Consider the following 15,453-nt stretch of genomic DNA (forward strand, 5'->3'; position numbering starts at 1 on the left):
CCCCTCCTTCGGGAGGGGCACCCGGCTCTGTGCTGTCGCGGTCCAGCCCGGTCCGGTCCCGTCCGGCCGGCGCGTCAGGCGTTCCGGTCGTCGCCGTCGTGCGGGCGGTGCTCGGCGGCGATGCCGAACCTGCGTCGTTCGCCCTGAGCGGATGGCGCGGAGCCGATCGAGGAGACCGAGCTGATCACCTGCTCCTCAACCGCCGCCTCATCCGCTTCGAGTCGTTGCAGGTCAGCGGCGGAAACCAGCGCGATGAGCGGCTTGCCGTGCCGCGTCACCACAACGCGTTCACCGCCGTAGACAACGCGGTTGATCAGTTCGGCGAGCTCCGCCCGTGCTTGCGTCACCGGAATCTCGTAGGCCATAGTCCCCATCATAACCGTCTGTACGTCCTGTACATTTTTTACGGATGGGCCGACGGATGGTCAGCTCCAGGAGAGAGGCACCGCCATGATCCGCCCCGCCGCCCGTTATGTACTGCCGGAGTTCACCGAGCGCACCGCGACCGGAACCCGGACGCTGGACCCGTACTCCAAGCTGCTGTCCGAGCGGATCGTCTTCCTCGGGAGCCCGATCGACGACACCGCCGCGAGCGACCTCATCGCCCAGCTCATGTATCTGGAGCACGCCGATCCGGACCGGCCCCTGTCGCTCTACATCAACTCCCCCGGCGGCACGTTCCAGGCGATGGCGGCGGTCTACGACACGATGCGGTTCCTGACCTGCGAGGTGGAGACCTTCTGCCTGGGGCAGGCGGGCTCCTACGCGGCGGCCCTGCTGGCGGCCGGCGCGAAGGGGCGTCGACATGCACTGCCCGGCGCGCGGGTAGTCATTCAGCAGCCCGCACTGGAGGAGCCGTTGCGGGGCCAGCCGTCCGACCTGGAGATCCACGCGCGCGAACTGGTGCGCACCCGCGAGATGTTCGCGGCCATGCTGGTCCGGCACACGGGGCGGACCGCGCAGCAGATCACCGCCGACATCGAGCGCGACACCATCCTCGACGCCAAGGCCGCCCTCGACCACGGCCTGATCGACCACGTCGTGGAGAACCGCTGACCCATCCGGCCGCCGTACGACCGGCCGCCGTACGACGCGAGGTGAAACGCCGATGGAGCCACCTGAGTTCCCGCCCCTGCCCGCACTGACCCGGGCCGAGGGCGAGTTCGTCGACCGCTATCTGGCCGTGCTCGACCAGATGGGCCGGATCAACCCGGCCCACGGCGGCGACACCTACAGCGCACTGCGGGCCGCCCAGGCCCTGGCCTCCGGGGCTGCGGCCCTGCGCGACGCCCTGGCCCTGATGCACGAGCGCGGCGAGTCGCGGCTCCACGCCGCCACCCTGGCGCGGGCGCTGCGCGTCCTGGACGGGGAGCGGCGGGCGGGTCGGGTCGCGATGCCGCCGACGGTGAACTGACCCGCTCCGCACGACACGCCCGGTCCCGTGACCGATTTGCCTCGCTCGTTCGGCGTAGGAGATCACCCGCGCGAGCGACGGCCCAACTTGCGCTCGACGTCCGGACCGTACTCGAAATGCACCCTTTCGTCGCTGGTACGAGGGTGTGCGCCGGGCTCATCGGCGGGCGCGAATCCGGCCTGGCCACCTGAATGGATCAGTGGTGAGGAGACTCACAAACCACCGTTTCAACTCGGAAATCCGGCACGGAGTGCGTCAAGATCCCTGGGACGACAAGCCCCCGCCACCGCGGCGGGGCGGTCCGGGCGGACGCCGAGTCCTGCCGCCGTCCGGATGACTGGTCGACAGAAGTGGATCGGCAGGAGTGGAGGACCCGAGCACAACGGGCCGACCGGGAGACCGGGAAGCCCTCGGGGTGAAGCCGCGTCGAGCGGCCGGGCAACTTCGCCAGCCCGAACCCGACAGGTCATCCTTCACAGGCGGCTGACGAAGGGTTGCGCATGTCTGCGCAGGTTCATGTCCCGTCTCTGTTCGCCCGGTTCGGTACGGCTTCGGTGCTCACCCTGGCCGTGACGTCCACGATGCTGGCGCCCGGCATGGTGAGTGAAGCCGAGGCCGCCGCCCACTCGACGAAGGCTTTGAAGGTCGCCGCGTCGAAGAAGGGCGCTCCCTACAAATACGGAGCGGCCGGCCCCAGCCGCTTCGACTGTTCGGGCCTGACGCTCTACTCGTTCAAGAAGGCCGGCAAGAAGCTTCCCCGCACGGCACAGCAGCAGTACAACAAGACCCGCCATATCGCGAAGTCACAGCGCAAACGCGGCGACCTCGTCTTCTTCCATTCGGGGCGCAGCGTCTACCACGTGGGCATCTACGCCGGGGCCGGGAAGATCTGGCACTCCCCCAAATCGGGGGACGTGGTGCGACTGGCGAAAATCTGGTCCAAGAGCGTCTGGTACGGACGGGTCCGCTGACCCCCGACCGGACGCTCTTTCCGTGCGGGCACCCCTTCCGTGCGGATGCTCCTCCCGTACGGCGCTCTTGCCGTGCGGCCGGCCTCAGCGCAGCAATGGGCCGGTGACCAGGGCGAGTCCCAGACCGGTGAGCGCCACACCGCTGCCGCCCTCGATGGCGCGGGCGGTACGCGGTCGACGCAGCCACCGGCCCAGCCGGTCCACGAGCAGGGCCACGGCCGGGAACCAGATCAGCGCCAGCACCACCACGAGGGCCGCGAGCAACAGGGTCCGGGGCAGCGGCGGCTGACCGTGGGGCACGAACTGCGGCAGGAGGCTGAGGAAGAGGACCGGGGCCTTCGGGTTGAGCGCGTTGGTCAGGAACCCCTGGCGCAGCGCGCGCCCGAAATCCCCGGGCACTCGCCGCCCCGGCGCGCCCTCCGGCGTACCGGAGGGCGGGTCGCCGGGCGTGCCGGACGGCTCACCGGAGCTGTCCTGTGCGGGCCGGCGGCGGATCGCGTACAGCGCGCTGATCCCGAGGTAGAGCACGTACGCACCGCCGAGCAGTTGGACGGTGCGGAAGAGCACGGGCATCGTCACCAGCACCGCGGCGAGTCCGGCGACCGCGAGGGCGGTGTGCACCAGCAGTCCCCCGGCGACGCCGAACGCACTGGCCAGGCCGGCGGTGCGCGAGGCCAGGGCATTGCGTACGACGACGGTGAAGTCGGCGCCGGGCAGCGCGACCATGCCGGCGGCGACCCCCGTGAAGGCGATCAGTTGTGCGTCCATGAGGTCCACCTTGGACCTGCGGAGCCTTTAGCGTGTACTTGCAATCTTCTGGGTCTGTCTAAAGGAACGCTTTCATGTACGACCCGACACGGCTCGCGGCACTCGTGGCGGTGGCGGAGGCCGGTTCGATCACCCGGGCCGCCGCCCGCCTGGGCTATACCGCGCCCGCGCTCTCGCAGCAGCTGGCCAAGCTGGAGCGGGAGGCCGGGGCTGCGCTGCTGGTGCGCCACCATCGCGGGGCGCGGCTGACGGCGGCGGGCGAGCTGCTGGCGGGCCGGGCCCGGCGGGTGCTGGACGAACTGGACCAGGCGCGGCACGAGCTGGCGCAGTTGGCCGGGCTCTCAGGCGGCAGGCTGCGGGTGGGGACGTTCACGACGGCCGGGATCCATCTGCTGCCCCCGGTCCTGAGCGCGTTCCGGCGGGCCCACCCCGAGGTCGAGCTGGCCGTCGCCCACCACGAACCACCCGGCGGGATCGCCGCCGTGGCCGCGGGCGAGGTGGACCTCGCCCTGACCCACGCCTACGAGCCGGGGGCGGTCGCGTCTCCGCCGGCGGGGGTGTTCGTCGACCCCGTCCTGGTCGAGGAGCTGGTGCTGGTCACCTCGGTGGGCCACCGGCTCACCGAGGGCACTGGGCGGCTGCCGGTCGGCGAGCTGGCGGGGCGGCCGCTGATCAGCAGCGCGCCCACCCATCCGCCCCGGCGCGGGGTCGAGAGCGCGCTCGCGAAGGCCGGGGCTACGCCCGCGGTGGTCTGCGAGTCGCCCGGGTACGCGCTGGTGTGCGCGCTGGTCAGTGCGGGGCTCGGGGTGGCGGTGGTCCCGGAGATGGTCGCCTCGATGGCGTCGGCCCCGCTGTCGGTCCGGCGGCTGGAGCCCGCGTCGTTCCGCCGGACCATCTCGGTCGTGCACCGGGGCGAGCGGTCGAGCGCGGCCGCCTCGACGCTGCTCGCGCTGCTGCGCAGCGGCTTCGGCCGCGGGGCACGGCAGCGCCGACGAACCGGCCGCCCGCGGGCTGACGCCCCCGGCGCTTCCCCGTGCCCCGCCGGGATCAGCCCTGAAGGGCCACGACCCACGGGAGCGCGATCCAGACCGTCTTGCCGCCCTCGGCGGTCGGGGTGACCTGGAGCCGCCCGCCGCGCTCCTTGGCCAGGGTCCGGATGATGACCATGCCCCGGCCGTTGTCCTGCCGTACGGCGGCGGGCAGTCGCTGGGGCCAGCGGGGGTGACTGTCCGTGACGCCGAGATACAGCTCCTCGTCGCGTTCCAGGCGCAGGTCCACGGTGAAGGTGGGCGACTGGCCGAACGTGTGCTGCACGGCGTTGGTGGCCAGCTCCGAGACGATCAGCCGGATGGTGTCGGCGAACTCGCTGTCGTCGGGCAGGCCCCATTGGGCCAGGGTCCTGGCGACATGTCTGCGGGCCGTGGAGACCGAGGCCGGATCGCTCGGCAGAGTGACGGATGCTTCCTGATGGTCTGCCATGGCGACGCCGTCCCTTCCCGCCCCGGGCGACCGACGGTCGGCCGGGATTGTGCTTCGCGCCAGATTGCCATCGATGCAGCTCCCTGTAACGGGGTTCGGCCAAGATATGCATATATCTGTCGCTCGAAGCGGTGAATTCAGGACCCGTACGGCGTGGGCGGGCGGCACACTGACCCCTCTGCGGGCCGGCCGCGGCGACGGACCGGCCCTTCCCACAGCGGAAGGAGACCGGCATGCTGCACGGCCCCGTCGTCCGGCGGCGCAAGCTCGGTGAGGAGCTGCGGAGCCTGCGCCACGCCTCCGGGCTGACCAGCCGGGACGCGGCGCGGCTGCTCGGCTGGCACCAGTCGAAGGTGAGCCGCATCGAGACGGGCGCGAGCGGGGTGACGCCCGCCGACGTGTCGCGGCTGCTGGACGTCTACGCGGTGCGCGACACCCAGTTGCGTTCGCTGCTCGAAGTCCTCGCGGGGTCGGCGGGCGGCGGCGGTTCGGGCTGGTGGCATGCCTACCGGGGGCTGATCCCGCCGCAGTACCGCGACTTCATCAGTCTGGAGTCGCAGGCCAGTACGGTCCGGACGCTGGAGACCTCCGTGGTGCCGGGACTGCTCCAGACCGCCGGATACGCGCGGGCCGTGACCCGCGCCACGCTGGACGTGTTACCGGACGGCCGGCTCGACTCCCTGGTCGAGGTCAGGCTGACCCGCCAGCGGGTGCTGCGCGCGAGCCCGCCGCTGCGGTTCACCGCCGTCCTGGACGAGGCGGTGCTCCATCGCGAGGTGGGCGGACCGGAGGTGATGCGGGATCAGCTGCACCACCTGATCCAGGTGTCCCGACTGCCGAACGTCTCGCTGCAGTTGTTGCCATTCGCGGCAGGCGGCTACGTCGGACTCACCGGCCCTTTCGTCATCTTCTCTTTTCCGAACACTTCCGACCTGGATGTGGTCGTTCTTGACCACTTGACGAGTAGCCTCTATCTGGAGCGGAAAGAAGACCTCGACGCGTACAGCTCGGCCTTCCGTACCTTGCAGGCGCACGCGCTGTCGCCCGAACGCTCGTTGGACCTCATCACCGCGATCAGCCGCAGCTAGCGGAACCGGGCCGTCCGGCCAGGTCCCGCCGGACCGTCCGACTGCCCGAGGGGGCCACCATGTCCGACCGTTGCGCACCACCGCCGTCGCCCACAACGCCGTCCACCGCATCGTGGCGGCGCAGCAGCCGCTCGACCGGAATGAACAACTGCGTGGAGACGGCGCCGTTCGGCGCTCTCCTCGCCGTACGCGATTCGAAGGACGTGGACCGGCCGCCGCTGCGCTTCTCGGCGGCGGCCTGGAGCACGTTCGTGACCGGCCTGACCCCGCGCGGAGCCGATCCGCACGGAACCGGCCCGCACCCGATCAGCTGACCTGAACGTCCGCCTGCCGGGGAGCGGTGGCGACGATCGTGGCCACCGCGGTCGTGATCTGCTCCTCGGTCAGGTCGGCCCGGGCGGTCAGCCGCAGCCGGGAGATGCCGTCCGGTACGGACGGCGGGCGGAAGCAGCCCACCGCCATCCCGGCCGTACGGCAGTCGGCCGCCCAGCGCACCGCCGCGTCCGCGGAGGGCGCCCGGACGGAGACGACGGCCGCGTCGGGCCGGACCGCCCGCAGCCCGGCGGCGGTGAGCCGCGTGTACAGCGCGGTGGCCACGTCCCGGGCGCGGGCCGCCCGTTCGGGTTCCCGGCGCAGCACCCCGAGGGCTCCGAGCGCGCCGCCGGCCGCCGCCGGGGCGAGCCCGGTGTCGAAGATGAACGTACGGGCCGTGTTGACCAGGTGGTCGATGACCCGGGCGGGCCCCAGGACCGCTCCGCCCTGGCTGCCCAGCGACTTGGACAGGGTGAGCGTGGCCACGGTCCCGTCGCCGCCCGCCAGTCCGGCCGCCGCGAGCGCTCCGCGTCCGCCGTCGCCCAGTACGCCGAGGCCGTGCGCGTCGTCGACCAGCAGGGCGGCGTTCGCGGAGCGGCAGACCTCGGCCAGCGCGGCCAGTGGGGCGGCGTCGCCGTCGACGGAGAAGACCGAGTCGGTGACGGCGAGGGACCGGCCGTCGTGGGCCCCCAGCGCCTTGGCGACCGCGTCCGGGTCGGCGTGGGGGACGACGGCGGTCTCGGCGCGGGAGAGCCGGCAGCCGTCCACGATCGAGGCGTGGTTGCCCGCGTCGGAGACGATGAGGGAGCCGCGCCCGGAGAGCGCGGTCAGCGCGGCGAGATTGGCCGCGTACCCGGAGGAGAGCACGAGGGCCGCCTCGAAACCGCAGAACGCGGCGAGTTCGCGTTCGAGTTCGGCGTGCAGGGCGGTGGAGCCGGTGACCAGCCGGGAGCCGGTGGCGCCCGCTCCCCAGCGGTGGGCGGCGGCGGCCGCGGCGGCGGTGACCTCCGGGTGCCTTGTGAGGCCCAGGTAGTCGTTGCTCGCGAGGTCCAGCAGCTCCGGCTCGGCGTCGCGCGGACGCAGCGTCCGTACGAGTCCGGCGGCGGCCCGGCGGCGGGCCTCGGCGTCGATCCAGTCGAACGGGGCGAAGGACATGGGGCGGTCCCTTGGGTAGGCGAGCCTCGGCGGGCGGCTCAGCGCGGACGTCCGGTGCGGACGGTCCGGTACGAATGTCTGCGGCAGAAGGTCCGGTGCGGACAGTCCGGTGCAGACGGTCTCTTTGTAGGCAGCCAACAGACCCTAGCCGGGTGCGCAGCGGGTCAGGGTGTGGCAATACACACACCCTCACCCGGGTCTCCTGTCTGGTTCCTCCTTGGCTGGAGGCGGTGCCGTAAGCCAGGATCATCTTTCATGGACCTGCTGAACACGCTGGTGGACAAGGGGCTGCGGCGCGAACTGCCGACCCGCGAAGAAGCGCTCGCCGTGCTGGCGACCTCCGACGACGACCTGCTCGACGTGGTGGCCGCCGCCGGCAAGGTGCGCCGGCAGTGGTTCGGGCGGCGCGTCAAGCTCAACTATCTGGTCAACCTGAAGTCCGGCCTCTGCCCCGAGGACTGCTCGTACTGCTCGCAGCGGCTCGGGTCGAAGGCCGGGATCCTCAAGTACACCTGGCTGAAGCCGGACGAGGCGTCCAAGGCCGCCGCCGCCGGGGTGGCGGGCGGCGCGAAGCGGGTCTGCCTGGTGGCGAGCGGGCGCGGCCCCACCGACCGGGACGTCGACCGGGTCACCAAGACCATCGAGGCGATCAAGGAGGAGAACGAGGGCATCGAGGTCTGCGCCTGCCTCGGTCTGCTCTCCGACGGCCAGGCCGACCGGCTGCGTACGGCGGGCGCCGACGCGTACAACCACAACCTCAACACGTCCGAGGAGACGTACGGGGCGATCACCACGACGCACACGTACGCGGACCGGGTGGAGACCGTGCAGCAGGCTCAGGCCGCCGGGCTCTCGGCGTGCTCCGGCCTGATCGCCGGGATGGGCGAGAGCGACAAGGACCTGGTCGACGTGGTGTTCGCGCTGCGGGACCTGGACCCGGACTCGGTGCCGGTGAACTTCCTGATCCCGTTCGAGGGCACGCCGCTGGCCAAGGAGTGGAACCTCACCCCGCAGCGCTGCCTGCGCATTCTGGCGATGGTCCGCTTCGTCTGCCCCGATGTCGAGGTGCGGCTCGCGGGCGGCCGTGAGGTGCACCTGCGCTCGATGCAGCCGCTGGCGCTCCACCTGGTCAACTCCATCTTCCTGGGCGACTACTTGACGAGCGAGGGCCAGGCGGGCCAGGCCGACCTCGACATGATCGCGGACGCCGGATTCGAGGTGGAGGGCGCGGGCACGACGACGCTGCCGCGCCACCGGGCCGACGCCCTGGCCGGCGGTTGCGGTACGTCGGCGGAGCCGGCGGGGTGCGGAACGCAGGAGTCCGCCGGCTGCGGTTCGCACGGTGGCGGCGGGGGCTGCGGGCCGTGCGGCGGCCACGGGGAGCAGGAACGGGTGGCCGATACGGAAGCCGTCGCAGTCGCCGACGCCGACGCCGACGCCGACGCCGGGGAGAGCGTCCCGGTCGCGCGTACGAAGGCGAACGGCCCGGCGCGTACGGATCTGGTGGCGGTGCGCCGACGCGGTGCGGGGACGGATCTCGCCCCCAATGCCTGAGCCGTACGCCCCCGCGCTCCCCGAGTCCGCCCCACGCCCGGGGTCCGGCGCGCACTCCGGACCCGCCGCGCCGAAGCCGTACGCCCCCGACGAACTGCGGGCCCTGGACCGCGCGCACGTCTGGCACCCGTACGGTCCGATGCCGGGCCGCCAGGAGCCGCTGATCGTGGAGTCGGCCTCCGGGGTACGACTCCGGCTTGCCGAACCCGTCGAGGGGCAGCGCGAGTTGGTGGACGGCATGTCGTCCTGGTGGTCGGCGGTGCACGGCTACAACCACCCGGTCCTCAACGAGGCCGCACGCGGCCAGCTGGACCGGATGAGCCATGTGATGTTCGGCGGGCTCACCCATGAGCCCGCCGTCCGGCTGGCGACCCGGCTGGTGGAGATCACCCCCGAACAGCTGAGGCACGTCTTCCTCGCCGACTCGGGGTCCGTCTCCGTGGAGGTCGCGGTCAAGATGTGCCTCCAGTTCTGGCGTTCGGCCGGCCGTCCGGCGAAACGGCGGCTGCTGACCTGGCGCGGCGGCTACCACGGGGACACCTGGCAGCCGATGTCCGTGTGCGACCCGGAGGGCGGGATGCATGATCTGTGGTCGGGCTCCCTGCCCCGGCAGGTCTTCGCGGACGCCCCACCGGACGGTTTCGACGCGGAGCCGGACCCCGCCTATGTGACGCATCTGCGGGAGCTGATCGCCGCGCACGCCGAGGAGTTGGCGGCGGTCATCGTGGAGCCGGTGGTGCAGGGGGCCGGTGGGATGCGGTTCCACTCCCCCGCCTATCTGCGGGTGCTGCGCGAGGCGTGCGACGAGCACGACGTGCTGCTGGTCCTGGACGAGATCGCGACCGGTTTCGGGCGTACGGGCAAGCTGTTCGCTGCCGGGCATGCCGGGATCTCGCCGGATGTGATGTGTGTCGGCAAGGCGCTGACCGGCGGTTATCTCACGATGGCGGCGACGCTGTGCACCACGCGGGTGGCCGAGGGCATCTCCAGCGGTGAGGTGCCGGTGCTGGCGCACGGGCCGACGTTCATGGGCAACCCGCTGGCCGCCTCGGTGGCCTCGGCCTCGGTGGACCTGCTGCTCGGGCAGGACTGGGAGGGCGAGGTGGCGCGGATCGGCGCGGGCCTGCGCTCCGGGCTCGCGCCTGCGTCGGATCTCCCCGGGGTCGTGGACGTACGGGTCCTGGGGGCGATCGGGGTCGTCCAGCTCGACCACGAGGTGGACATGGCCGCGGCGACCCGCGCGGCCGTGCGCGAGGGCGTGTGGCTGCGGCCGTTCCGCGATCTCGTCTACACGATGCCGCCGTACGTCACGGGCGACGAGGACGTGGCGCGGATCTGCCGGGCCGTGTGCGCCGCGGCACGGGAGAGCTGAAGCGATATGTCGACGATTCTGGTGGTGTCCGGTACGGGCACGGAGATCGGCAAGACCGTGGTGACCGCCGCGGTGGCGGCCGCCGCGCGGGGACGCCGGGTCGCGGTCCTCAAGCCCGCGCAGACCGGGCTCGCCCCCGGGGAGCCGGGCGATGCGGCCGAGGTCGCGCGGCTGGCGGGAAGCCAGGTGACAGCGGTCGAACTGGCCCGGTTCCCGGAGCCGTTGGCCCCGGCCACGGCTGCCCGGCGGGCGGGGCTCGCCCCGGTGCGGCCGTTCGAGGTCGCCGAGGCGGCTCAGAAGCTGGCCATCGAGCACGACCTCGTGCTGGTGGAGGGCGCGGGTGGGCTGCTCGTGCGGTTCGACGACGAGGGCGGCACCCTCGCGGACGCGGCCCGGCTGCTGTCCGCGCCGGTGCTGGTGGTGGCCCCCGCGGGTCTGGGTACGCTGAACGCCACCGCTCTGACGGCCGAGGCGCTGCGGAGCCGGGGGCTGAGCTGCCGGGGTGTGGTGATCGGCAGCATGCCGGCGGAGCCGGACCTCGCGTCCCGGTGCAACATCGAGGACCTGCCGGTGGCGGCCGGTGCGCCGCTGCTGGGCGCGGTACCGGCCGGCGCGGGTGCGCTGCCGGGCGCCGACTTCGCGGCGGGCGCGGCGCGGTGGCTCGCTCCGGAGCTGGGCGGGAGCTGGACCGCAGGACGGCACTGAGGCCGCGGACCGGACGTACCTGGGCGCTCAGGGGGCTATCCGCAGGCGATCCGGGGGAGAATTCGTCAGACAGGTCCTAGGAGCGTCACGTCCACTCCGTCATGGAGGTCCGTCATGCAGCTGCGCAGCAGGAAGCTCCCCCGGGACGCCGTGCACCACCCGGTCTTCGCCCGTTTCTACGCCCGGATGAGCGTGACCGCCGACCTGAAGGGCGGCGTCGCCGCGTACCGCGAGGAGCTGCTGTCGGGGCTCTCCGGCCGGGTCATCGAGGTCGGGGCGGGAAACGGGCTGAACTTCGCCCACTACCCCGGCGCCGTCTCGGAGGTCGTGGCGCTGGAGCCGGAACGCTCGCTGCGGCAGCTCGCGGCCCGCGCCGCCCTGCGCGCCGAGGTGCCGGTGGACGTGGTGCCGGGGGCGGCCGAGGCGCTGCCGGTCAAGAGCGAGGCGTTCGACGGGGCGGTGGCGTCGCTGGTGCTGTGCACCGTACGGGATCTGCCCCGGGCCCTCGCCGAGATCAGGCGGGTCCTGCGGCCGGGCGGCGAACTGCGGTTCTTCGAGCACGGTCTGGCGCCGGGCCGGGCGCTGGCGACCGTCCAGCGGGCGGCCGACCGGACCCTGTGGCCGCTGCTCTTCGGCGGCTGTCACACGGCCCGGGATCCACTGGCCGCGATCGAGGCGGCGGGCTTCGAGATGGGCACGTACCGCAGGCTGCGCATCCCGGAATCGGGCCTCCAGATGCCCTCGTCCCCGTGCGTCCTGGGCGTGGCCCGTAAGCCGTTCACGGAGGACTGAGCCGGCGGCCGGGGGTTTCGCGCTGTCTCACCCGCTCCACTGCCGCAGCTCGTCGGCGATGGCCCGCACGTCCGCCTTGCCCTGCTTCACCAGCAGCGCCAGGTCGCGGACCTGTTCGGGCGAGGTGATGACCTTGAGACCGGAGGCGACGAGATAGCCGTACGCGACGGCCGAGGCGAACATCGCGTTGGAGTGTTCGAGCGCGGGCACATGCAGCAGGAGCTGCAACAGGGCGGCCGCGCGGGCGTGCGGGTCGCTGTAGACGGTGCTGCCGAAGATCTCCGCGTCGTGCCGCGCCACGGCGGCGACGAGCGCCCCCCAGTCGACGACCTGCGGGTCTCCGGGTGTCTTGTGCTCGGCGACCATCAGCAGCCAGGAAAGGTCGATCCGCAGGTTCAACGGGTGCCTTCACGCTCCGGGCCGAACTCCTCGGCGAACACCGACTCGTACTGCTTCATGAAGTCGGCCGCGGCCTCGACGAAGGTGTGTCCCGCCTCGCCCGCGTCCTGCTGGACGAGTTCCTCTATGTAGCGGTTCACACTCATCCCCCTCTGGAGCGCGCGCTGCCGCGCGGCCTCGGCGGTGGCCTCGTCCACTCGAACGTTCAGCTGAGTCTTGGGCACCGGACCACGCTAGCGCGGCTGTGCTAGCACCGGCAAGAGGAGCGTGTGACCGCGGTGCGGAACGCGATCGACGCCCCGGTGCGGCGGATGGTGGGATGGCCGTCATGAACGATCTTTCGATGTCGACACGGATACGGCCGGCGACCGCGGCCGACCTGGACGAGGTCCTCGCCTTCTGGAAGGTGGCCGCCGAGGGCGCCAGCATCAGCGACGACGGGGACGGGGTCGCCCGCCTGGTGGAACGGGATCCCGAGGCGTTGATCCTCGCCGAGCGGGAGGGGGCGCTGGTGGGCACCGTCATCGTGGGCTTCGACGGCTGGCGCTGCCATCTCTACCGGCTCGCGGTCCACCCGGACCAGCGGCGCCGGGGCGTGGGCAGCGCCCTTCTCGCGGCGGCGGAGGAACGGTTCACGGCTTTGGGCGGGCGGCGCGCCGACGCCATGGTCCTCGACCGCAACACCTCCGCCCATCACGCCTGGCGCGCGGCGGGGTACGGGCCCGAGCCGCAGTGGAGCCGCTGGGTGAAGCACCTGACCGACTGAGGCGGTACGGGCGCGGGCATCGGCGGCGGCAACGTCTGCCGCGGCGGGTGATGGGGACGCACTGCCGCGGTAGGACGGAGCGCTGCTGGGCAGACGCCTACGATGACATGCCCCTCCGTCACCCTTCTGCCGAAAGGTGTGAGCGTCCGCCCATGGGCGAGCCTCCCCGTAGCCGATCCCTCCGGCACCTCCGATGGCGCCGGATCCGCCGATACCGCGCGGTCCCCCCGCCCCTGCCTGATCATGGGACGGAGGTGAACCGATGATCGAAGTGCTTCTGCTGTTCGTCGCCCTGCTGCTCTGCGTCGCCTGCGGCGCGTTCGTCGCGGCGGAGTTCTCCCTGACCACGGTGGAGCGCAGCGAACTCGAACAGGCCGTCGAGCGGGGTGACCGGGGTGCTGCGAGCGCGCTGAAGGCCGTCCGGAGTCTCACCTTCCAGCTCTCGGGGGCCCAGCTCGGCATCACCGTCACCAACCTGGTGATCGGCATGCTCTCCGAGCCGTCCATCGCCAAGCTGATCCGCAGCCCCGTCGAGGCGGCGGGGCTGCCCCCCGCGGCGGCGTCCACCCTGGCGCTCGTCATCGGTACGGCGCTGTCGACGGTGGTCCTGATGGTGGTCGGGGAACTGGTCCCGAAGAACTGGGCGATCTCCTCCCCGCTGGCCGTGGCCAAGGCCGTGGCCACCCCGCAACGGGGGTTCACCGCGGTGTTCCGGCCCTTCATCAGCCACCTCAACAACACGGCCAACCGGATCGTGCGCCGCTTCGGCCTGGAGCCGACCGAGGAGCTGGCCTCCGCGCGCAGCCCGCAGGAGCTGGTGGCGCTGGCCCGGCACTCGGCGAAGGAGGGCGCGCTGGAGGCGGACACGGCCGAACTGTTCGTCCGCACCCTGAACCTCTCGGAGCTGACGGCGGAGAACGTGATGACGCCCCGGGTCCAGGTGACGGCGCTGGAGCTGCACGCGACGGCCGAGGACGTAGCCAACGCCACACGGGCGACCGGTCTCTCCCGCTTCCCCGTGTACCGGGGCAGCCTGGACACCGTGGTCGGAGTGGCCCACATCAAGGACGTGCTGGCGATCCCCGCCGACCGGCGGCCCCGCACCCGCGTCTCGGAACTGCTGCGCGAGCCCCTCCTCGTACCGGAGACGCTCACCGTGGACAAGCTGCTGGACCGGTTGTCCGGCAAGCTCGCCATGGCCGTGGTGATCGACGAGTACGGCGGGACGGCCGGGGTCGCGACGCTGGAGGACATCGTGGAGGAAGTGGTCGGCGAGGTGCGCGACGAGCACGATCCGCACGAGACCCCTGATCTCGCCGCCGCCGGTGAGGACGCCGACGGACGGACCCTGTGGTCGGCCGACGGGGCGGCCCGCACCGACCAGCTCCGCAGGATCGGTCTGCGGGTGCCGGACGGGCCCTACGAGACCCTCGCGGGGCTGATCGCCGCCGAGCTGGGCAGGATCCCCACGGCCGACGACACGCTCGAACTGGAAGGATGGCGGATCGACGTGCTCGACGCCTCGGGCCGCCGGGCCGCACGCGCCCTGCTGCACGCCCCCCTCCCCGGGGCCGAGGACCGCGAGGAGGAGGGCCGATGATCGTTCTCCAGCTCTTCATCGGTCTGCTGACCCTCGTGGCCAACGCCTTCTTCGTGGGAGCCGAATTCGCCCTGATCTCGGTGCGCCGCAGCCAGATCGAACCCGAGGCCGAGGCCGGGAACCGGCGGGCCCGCAGTGTCATCTGGGGCCTGGAACACGTCTCGGCGCTGCTCGCCGCCGCCCAGCTCGGCATCACGCTCTGCACCCTGGTGCTGGGCATCGTCGCCGAACCGGCCATCGCGCATCTGCTGGAACCGGTCTTCGACGCGGTGGGGGTGCCGCACGGTCTGGTGCACCCGCTCTCCTTCACGATCGCGCTGAGCGTGGCGACCTATCTGCACATGCTGCTGGGCGAGATGGTCCCGAAGAACATCTCCCTGGCCGAACCGACCCGCAGCGCCCTGGCGCTGGGCCCGCCGCTGGTCGCGATGGCCCGGGCCCTGCGCCCGGTGATCTTCGCCATCAACGCCTTCGCCAACGCTCTGCTCAAGCTGTTGCGAGTGGAGACGAAGGACGAGGTCTCCGCGACGTTCTCGGACGACGAACTGGCCCGGATGGTGCAGGACGCCGGGGACGCCGGGCTGGTCGACGACCGCTCCGCGCAGCGCCTCCACCACGCACTGGAGCTGGGGCGCCGGCCGGTGCGGGACGTGGTGATGCCGGCCGACCGGGTGGTGTACGCCCGGGTCGGCACGACCCCGGAGGAGCTGGAGCGGCTCTCGTCCGAGTCCGGGTTCTCGCGCTTCCCGGTGATGGACCGCGAGCAGCGCATCCTCGGCTACCTCCATGTGAAGGACGCCCTGGACGCGATGCCGCGCGACGTCCCCTTTCCGGTGTCGGCGATGCGGCCGATCGCCCGGGTCCGGGCGGTGACCCCGCTGGACGACGCACTGACCGCGATGCGCCGCAGCCGGACCCACCTGGCGGCGGTCCTCGACGAGCACGGGAAGCTGGCGGGCATGGTCACGATGGAGGACGTGCTGCGGGAACTCGTCGGGCGGCCGGGATCCCGCTGATCCGCCGACCAGCCGGCCCGCCGCCCGGCTGGCCCGCGCCCGACTGGCCTGCCGACCTACCG

19 protein-coding genes and 1 riboswitch are annotated in these 15,453 nt (G+C 72.3%); of the genes, 13 read left to right on the plus strand and 6 right to left on the minus strand.

From position 1 onward, the window contains the following. Nucleotides 1-74: 74 nt before the first annotated feature. The gene (locus tag ACFWM7_RS11545; protein WP_383258389.1) at nt 75-365 is read right to left on the minus strand and encodes a type II toxin-antitoxin system Phd/YefM family antitoxin; all 291 of its coding nucleotides are present in this window, start codon (nt 363-365) and stop codon (nt 75-77) included. An 85-nt stretch (nt 366-450) separates the two neighbouring features. Between ACFWM7_RS11545 and ACFWM7_RS11550 the strand changes: the two genes are divergently transcribed. The 3 genes from ACFWM7_RS11550 to ACFWM7_RS11560 all read left to right on the plus strand — a co-directional run bounded on the left by ACFWM7_RS11550 (nt 451) and on the right by ACFWM7_RS11560 (nt 2,385). Beyond that, nucleotides 451-1,056 (plus strand): ATP-dependent Clp protease proteolytic subunit, encoded by a 606-nt coding sequence (locus ACFWM7_RS11550; RefSeq protein WP_383258392.1) that lies wholly within the window; start codon nt 451-453, stop codon nt 1,054-1,056. A 52-nt stretch (nt 1,057-1,108) separates the two neighbouring features. After that, nucleotides 1,109-1,414, plus strand: a complete 306-nt coding sequence (locus tag ACFWM7_RS11555) for a hypothetical protein (protein WP_383258395.1) — start codon at nt 1,109-1,111, stop codon at nt 1,412-1,414. 313 nt (nt 1,415-1,727) lie between these two features. Then, nucleotides 1,728-1,911, plus strand: a riboswitch (cyclic di-AMP (ydaO/yuaA leader). Between the two features lie 3 nt (nt 1,912-1,914). Beyond that, a complete protein-coding gene (locus ACFWM7_RS11560) occupies nt 1,915-2,385 on the plus strand; it encodes a C40 family peptidase (RefSeq protein WP_383258398.1) in 471 nt (156 codons plus the stop codon). A gap of 84 nt (nt 2,386-2,469) precedes the next feature. Here the strand turns inward: ACFWM7_RS11560 and ACFWM7_RS11565 are convergent, their stop codons facing one another. Further along, nucleotides 2,470-3,153: a LysE family translocator gene (locus tag ACFWM7_RS11565; protein ID WP_383258401.1), complete on the minus strand. Its 684-nt coding sequence runs from the start codon at nt 3,151-3,153 to the stop codon at nt 2,470-2,472. A gap of 74 nt (nt 3,154-3,227) precedes the next feature. Between ACFWM7_RS11565 and ACFWM7_RS11570 the strand changes: the two genes are divergently transcribed. Beyond that, nucleotides 3,228-4,271, plus strand: a complete 1,044-nt coding sequence (locus ACFWM7_RS11570) for a LysR family transcriptional regulator (protein WP_383258404.1) — start codon at nt 3,228-3,230, stop codon at nt 4,269-4,271. Here ACFWM7_RS11570 and ACFWM7_RS11575 read toward each other — a convergent pair. Beyond that, nucleotides 4,201-4,632 carry an ATP-binding protein gene (locus ACFWM7_RS11575; protein ID WP_383258408.1) on the minus strand — a complete coding sequence of 144 codons (432 nt, stop codon included), beginning with the start codon at nt 4,630-4,632 and terminating at the stop codon, nt 4,201-4,203. The two genes, ACFWM7_RS11570 and ACFWM7_RS11575, sit on opposite strands and share 71 nt — an antisense overlap. Before the next feature lie 233 nt (nt 4,633-4,865). Here ACFWM7_RS11575 and ACFWM7_RS11580 point away from each other — a divergent pair, with 233 nt between their 5' ends. Beyond that, a complete protein-coding gene (locus ACFWM7_RS11580; RefSeq protein ID WP_383258411.1) occupies nt 4,866-5,720 on the plus strand; it encodes a helix-turn-helix domain-containing protein in 855 nt (284 codons plus the stop codon). 59 nt (nt 5,721-5,779) lie between these two features. Next, nucleotides 5,780-6,034, plus strand: coding sequence for a DUF397 domain-containing protein (locus ACFWM7_RS11585; protein WP_383258414.1), 255 nt, complete (start codon nt 5,780-5,782; stop codon nt 6,032-6,034). On the opposite strand, the gene ACFWM7_RS11590 is transcribed toward ACFWM7_RS11585, so the two are convergent. Then, complete coding sequence (locus ACFWM7_RS11590; RefSeq protein ID WP_383258416.1) at nt 6,027-7,187, minus strand: 8-amino-7-oxononanoate synthase; 1,161 nt, start codon at nt 7,185-7,187, stop codon at nt 6,027-6,029. The genes ACFWM7_RS11585 and ACFWM7_RS11590 overlap by 8 nt on opposite strands. 255 nt (nt 7,188-7,442) lie before the next feature. On the opposite strand from ACFWM7_RS11590, the gene bioB reads away from it, so the two are divergent. From bioB to ACFWM7_RS11610, 4 genes are all read left to right on the plus strand, one after another. Next, nucleotides 7,443-8,741, plus strand: a complete 1,299-nt coding sequence (bioB, locus tag ACFWM7_RS11595) for a biotin synthase BioB (protein ID WP_383258421.1) — start codon at nt 7,443-7,445, stop codon at nt 8,739-8,741. Next, nucleotides 8,734-10,113 (plus strand): adenosylmethionine--8-amino-7-oxononanoate transaminase, encoded by a 1,380-nt coding sequence (locus ACFWM7_RS11600; protein WP_383258426.1) that lies wholly within the window; start codon nt 8,734-8,736, stop codon nt 10,111-10,113. The genes bioB and ACFWM7_RS11600 overlap by 8 nt, the downstream gene beginning before the upstream one ends. 6 nt (nt 10,114-10,119) lie before the next feature. Continuing rightward, nucleotides 10,120-10,818: a dethiobiotin synthase gene (gene bioD, locus ACFWM7_RS11605; RefSeq protein WP_383258429.1), complete on the plus strand. Its 699-nt coding sequence runs from the start codon at nt 10,120-10,122 to the stop codon at nt 10,816-10,818. A 114-nt stretch (nt 10,819-10,932) separates the two neighbouring features. After that, nucleotides 10,933-11,610 carry a class I SAM-dependent methyltransferase gene (locus ACFWM7_RS11610; RefSeq protein WP_383258432.1) on the plus strand — a complete coding sequence of 226 codons (678 nt, stop codon included), beginning with the start codon at nt 10,933-10,935 and terminating at the stop codon, nt 11,608-11,610. A gap of 27 nt (nt 11,611-11,637) precedes the next feature. Here ACFWM7_RS11610 and ACFWM7_RS11615 read toward each other — a convergent pair whose 3' ends face one another. After that, a complete protein-coding gene (locus tag ACFWM7_RS11615) occupies nt 11,638-12,009 on the minus strand; it encodes a fic family toxin-antitoxin system, toxin component (protein ID WP_383258435.1) in 372 nt (123 codons plus the stop codon). After that, a complete protein-coding gene (locus ACFWM7_RS11620; RefSeq protein WP_361880255.1) occupies nt 12,006-12,233 on the minus strand; it encodes an antitoxin in 228 nt (75 codons plus the stop codon). The genes ACFWM7_RS11615 and ACFWM7_RS11620 overlap by 4 nt, the downstream gene beginning before the upstream one ends. A 95-nt stretch (nt 12,234-12,328) precedes the next feature. Here ACFWM7_RS11620 and ACFWM7_RS11625 point away from each other — a divergent pair, with 95 nt between their 5' ends. The 3 genes from ACFWM7_RS11625 to ACFWM7_RS11635 all read left to right on the plus strand — a co-directional run bounded on the left by ACFWM7_RS11625 (nt 12,329) and on the right by ACFWM7_RS11635 (nt 15,391). Further along, nucleotides 12,329-12,775, plus strand: a complete 447-nt coding sequence (locus ACFWM7_RS11625) for a GNAT family N-acetyltransferase (RefSeq protein ID WP_383258440.1) — start codon at nt 12,329-12,331, stop codon at nt 12,773-12,775. Nucleotides 12,776-13,037: 262 nt separating this feature from the next. Beyond that, nucleotides 13,038-14,375: a hemolysin family protein gene (locus tag ACFWM7_RS11630; RefSeq protein ID WP_383258443.1), complete on the plus strand. Its 1,338-nt coding sequence runs from the start codon at nt 13,038-13,040 to the stop codon at nt 14,373-14,375. Next, the gene (locus ACFWM7_RS11635) at nt 14,372-15,391 is read left to right on the plus strand and encodes a hemolysin family protein (protein ID WP_383258446.1); all 1,020 of its coding nucleotides are present in this window, start codon (nt 14,372-14,374) and stop codon (nt 15,389-15,391) included. Before ACFWM7_RS11630 ends, ACFWM7_RS11635 begins: the two co-directional genes overlap by 4 nt. Nucleotides 15,392-15,453: the final 62 nt, after the last annotated feature.

The organism is Streptomyces sp. NPDC058375 (assembly GCF_042723425.1).
Classification (GTDB): domain Bacteria; phylum Actinomycetota; class Actinomycetes; order Streptomycetales; family Streptomycetaceae; genus Streptomyces; species Streptomyces durocortorensis.

Bases quoted from the DNA above. Each gene is read 5' to 3' on its own strand.
- ACFWM7_RS11545 (WP_383258389.1), bottom strand. From the start codon at position 365: ATGGCCTACGAGATTCCGGTGACGCAAGCACGGGCGGAGCTCGCCGAA.
- ACFWM7_RS11550 (WP_383258392.1), top strand. From the start codon at position 451: ATGATCCGCCCCGCCGCCCGTTATGTACTGCCGGAGTTCACCGAGCGC.
- ACFWM7_RS11555 (WP_383258395.1), top strand. From the start codon at position 1,109: ATGGAGCCACCTGAGTTCCCGCCCCTGCCCGCACTGACCCGGGCCGAG.
- ACFWM7_RS11560 (WP_383258398.1), top strand. From the start codon at position 1,915: ATGTCTGCGCAGGTTCATGTCCCGTCTCTGTTCGCCCGGTTCGGTACG.
- ACFWM7_RS11565 (WP_383258401.1), bottom strand. From the start codon at position 3,153: ATGGACGCACAACTGATCGCCTTCACGGGGGTCGCCGCCGGCATGGTC.
- ACFWM7_RS11570 (WP_383258404.1), top strand. From the start codon at position 3,228: ATGTACGACCCGACACGGCTCGCGGCACTCGTGGCGGTGGCGGAGGCC.
- ACFWM7_RS11575 (WP_383258408.1), bottom strand. From the start codon at position 4,632: ATGGCAGACCATCAGGAAGCATCCGTCACTCTGCCGAGCGATCCGGCC.
- ACFWM7_RS11580 (WP_383258411.1), top strand. From the start codon at position 4,866: ATGCTGCACGGCCCCGTCGTCCGGCGGCGCAAGCTCGGTGAGGAGCTG.
- ACFWM7_RS11585 (WP_383258414.1), top strand. From the start codon at position 5,780: ATGTCCGACCGTTGCGCACCACCGCCGTCGCCCACAACGCCGTCCACC.
- ACFWM7_RS11590 (WP_383258416.1), bottom strand. From the start codon at position 7,187: ATGTCCTTCGCCCCGTTCGACTGGATCGACGCCGAGGCCCGCCGCCGG.
- bioB (WP_383258421.1), top strand. From the start codon at position 7,443: ATGGACCTGCTGAACACGCTGGTGGACAAGGGGCTGCGGCGCGAACTG.
- ACFWM7_RS11600 (WP_383258426.1), top strand. From the start codon at position 8,734: ATGCCTGAGCCGTACGCCCCCGCGCTCCCCGAGTCCGCCCCACGCCCG.
- bioD (WP_383258429.1), top strand. From the start codon at position 10,120: ATGTCGACGATTCTGGTGGTGTCCGGTACGGGCACGGAGATCGGCAAG.
- ACFWM7_RS11610 (WP_383258432.1), top strand. From the start codon at position 10,933: ATGCAGCTGCGCAGCAGGAAGCTCCCCCGGGACGCCGTGCACCACCCG.
- ACFWM7_RS11625 (WP_383258440.1), top strand. From the start codon at position 12,329: ATGGCCGTCATGAACGATCTTTCGATGTCGACACGGATACGGCCGGCG.
- ACFWM7_RS11630 (WP_383258443.1), top strand. From the start codon at position 13,038: ATGATCGAAGTGCTTCTGCTGTTCGTCGCCCTGCTGCTCTGCGTCGCC.
- ACFWM7_RS11635 (WP_383258446.1), top strand. From the start codon at position 14,372: ATGATCGTTCTCCAGCTCTTCATCGGTCTGCTGACCCTCGTGGCCAAC.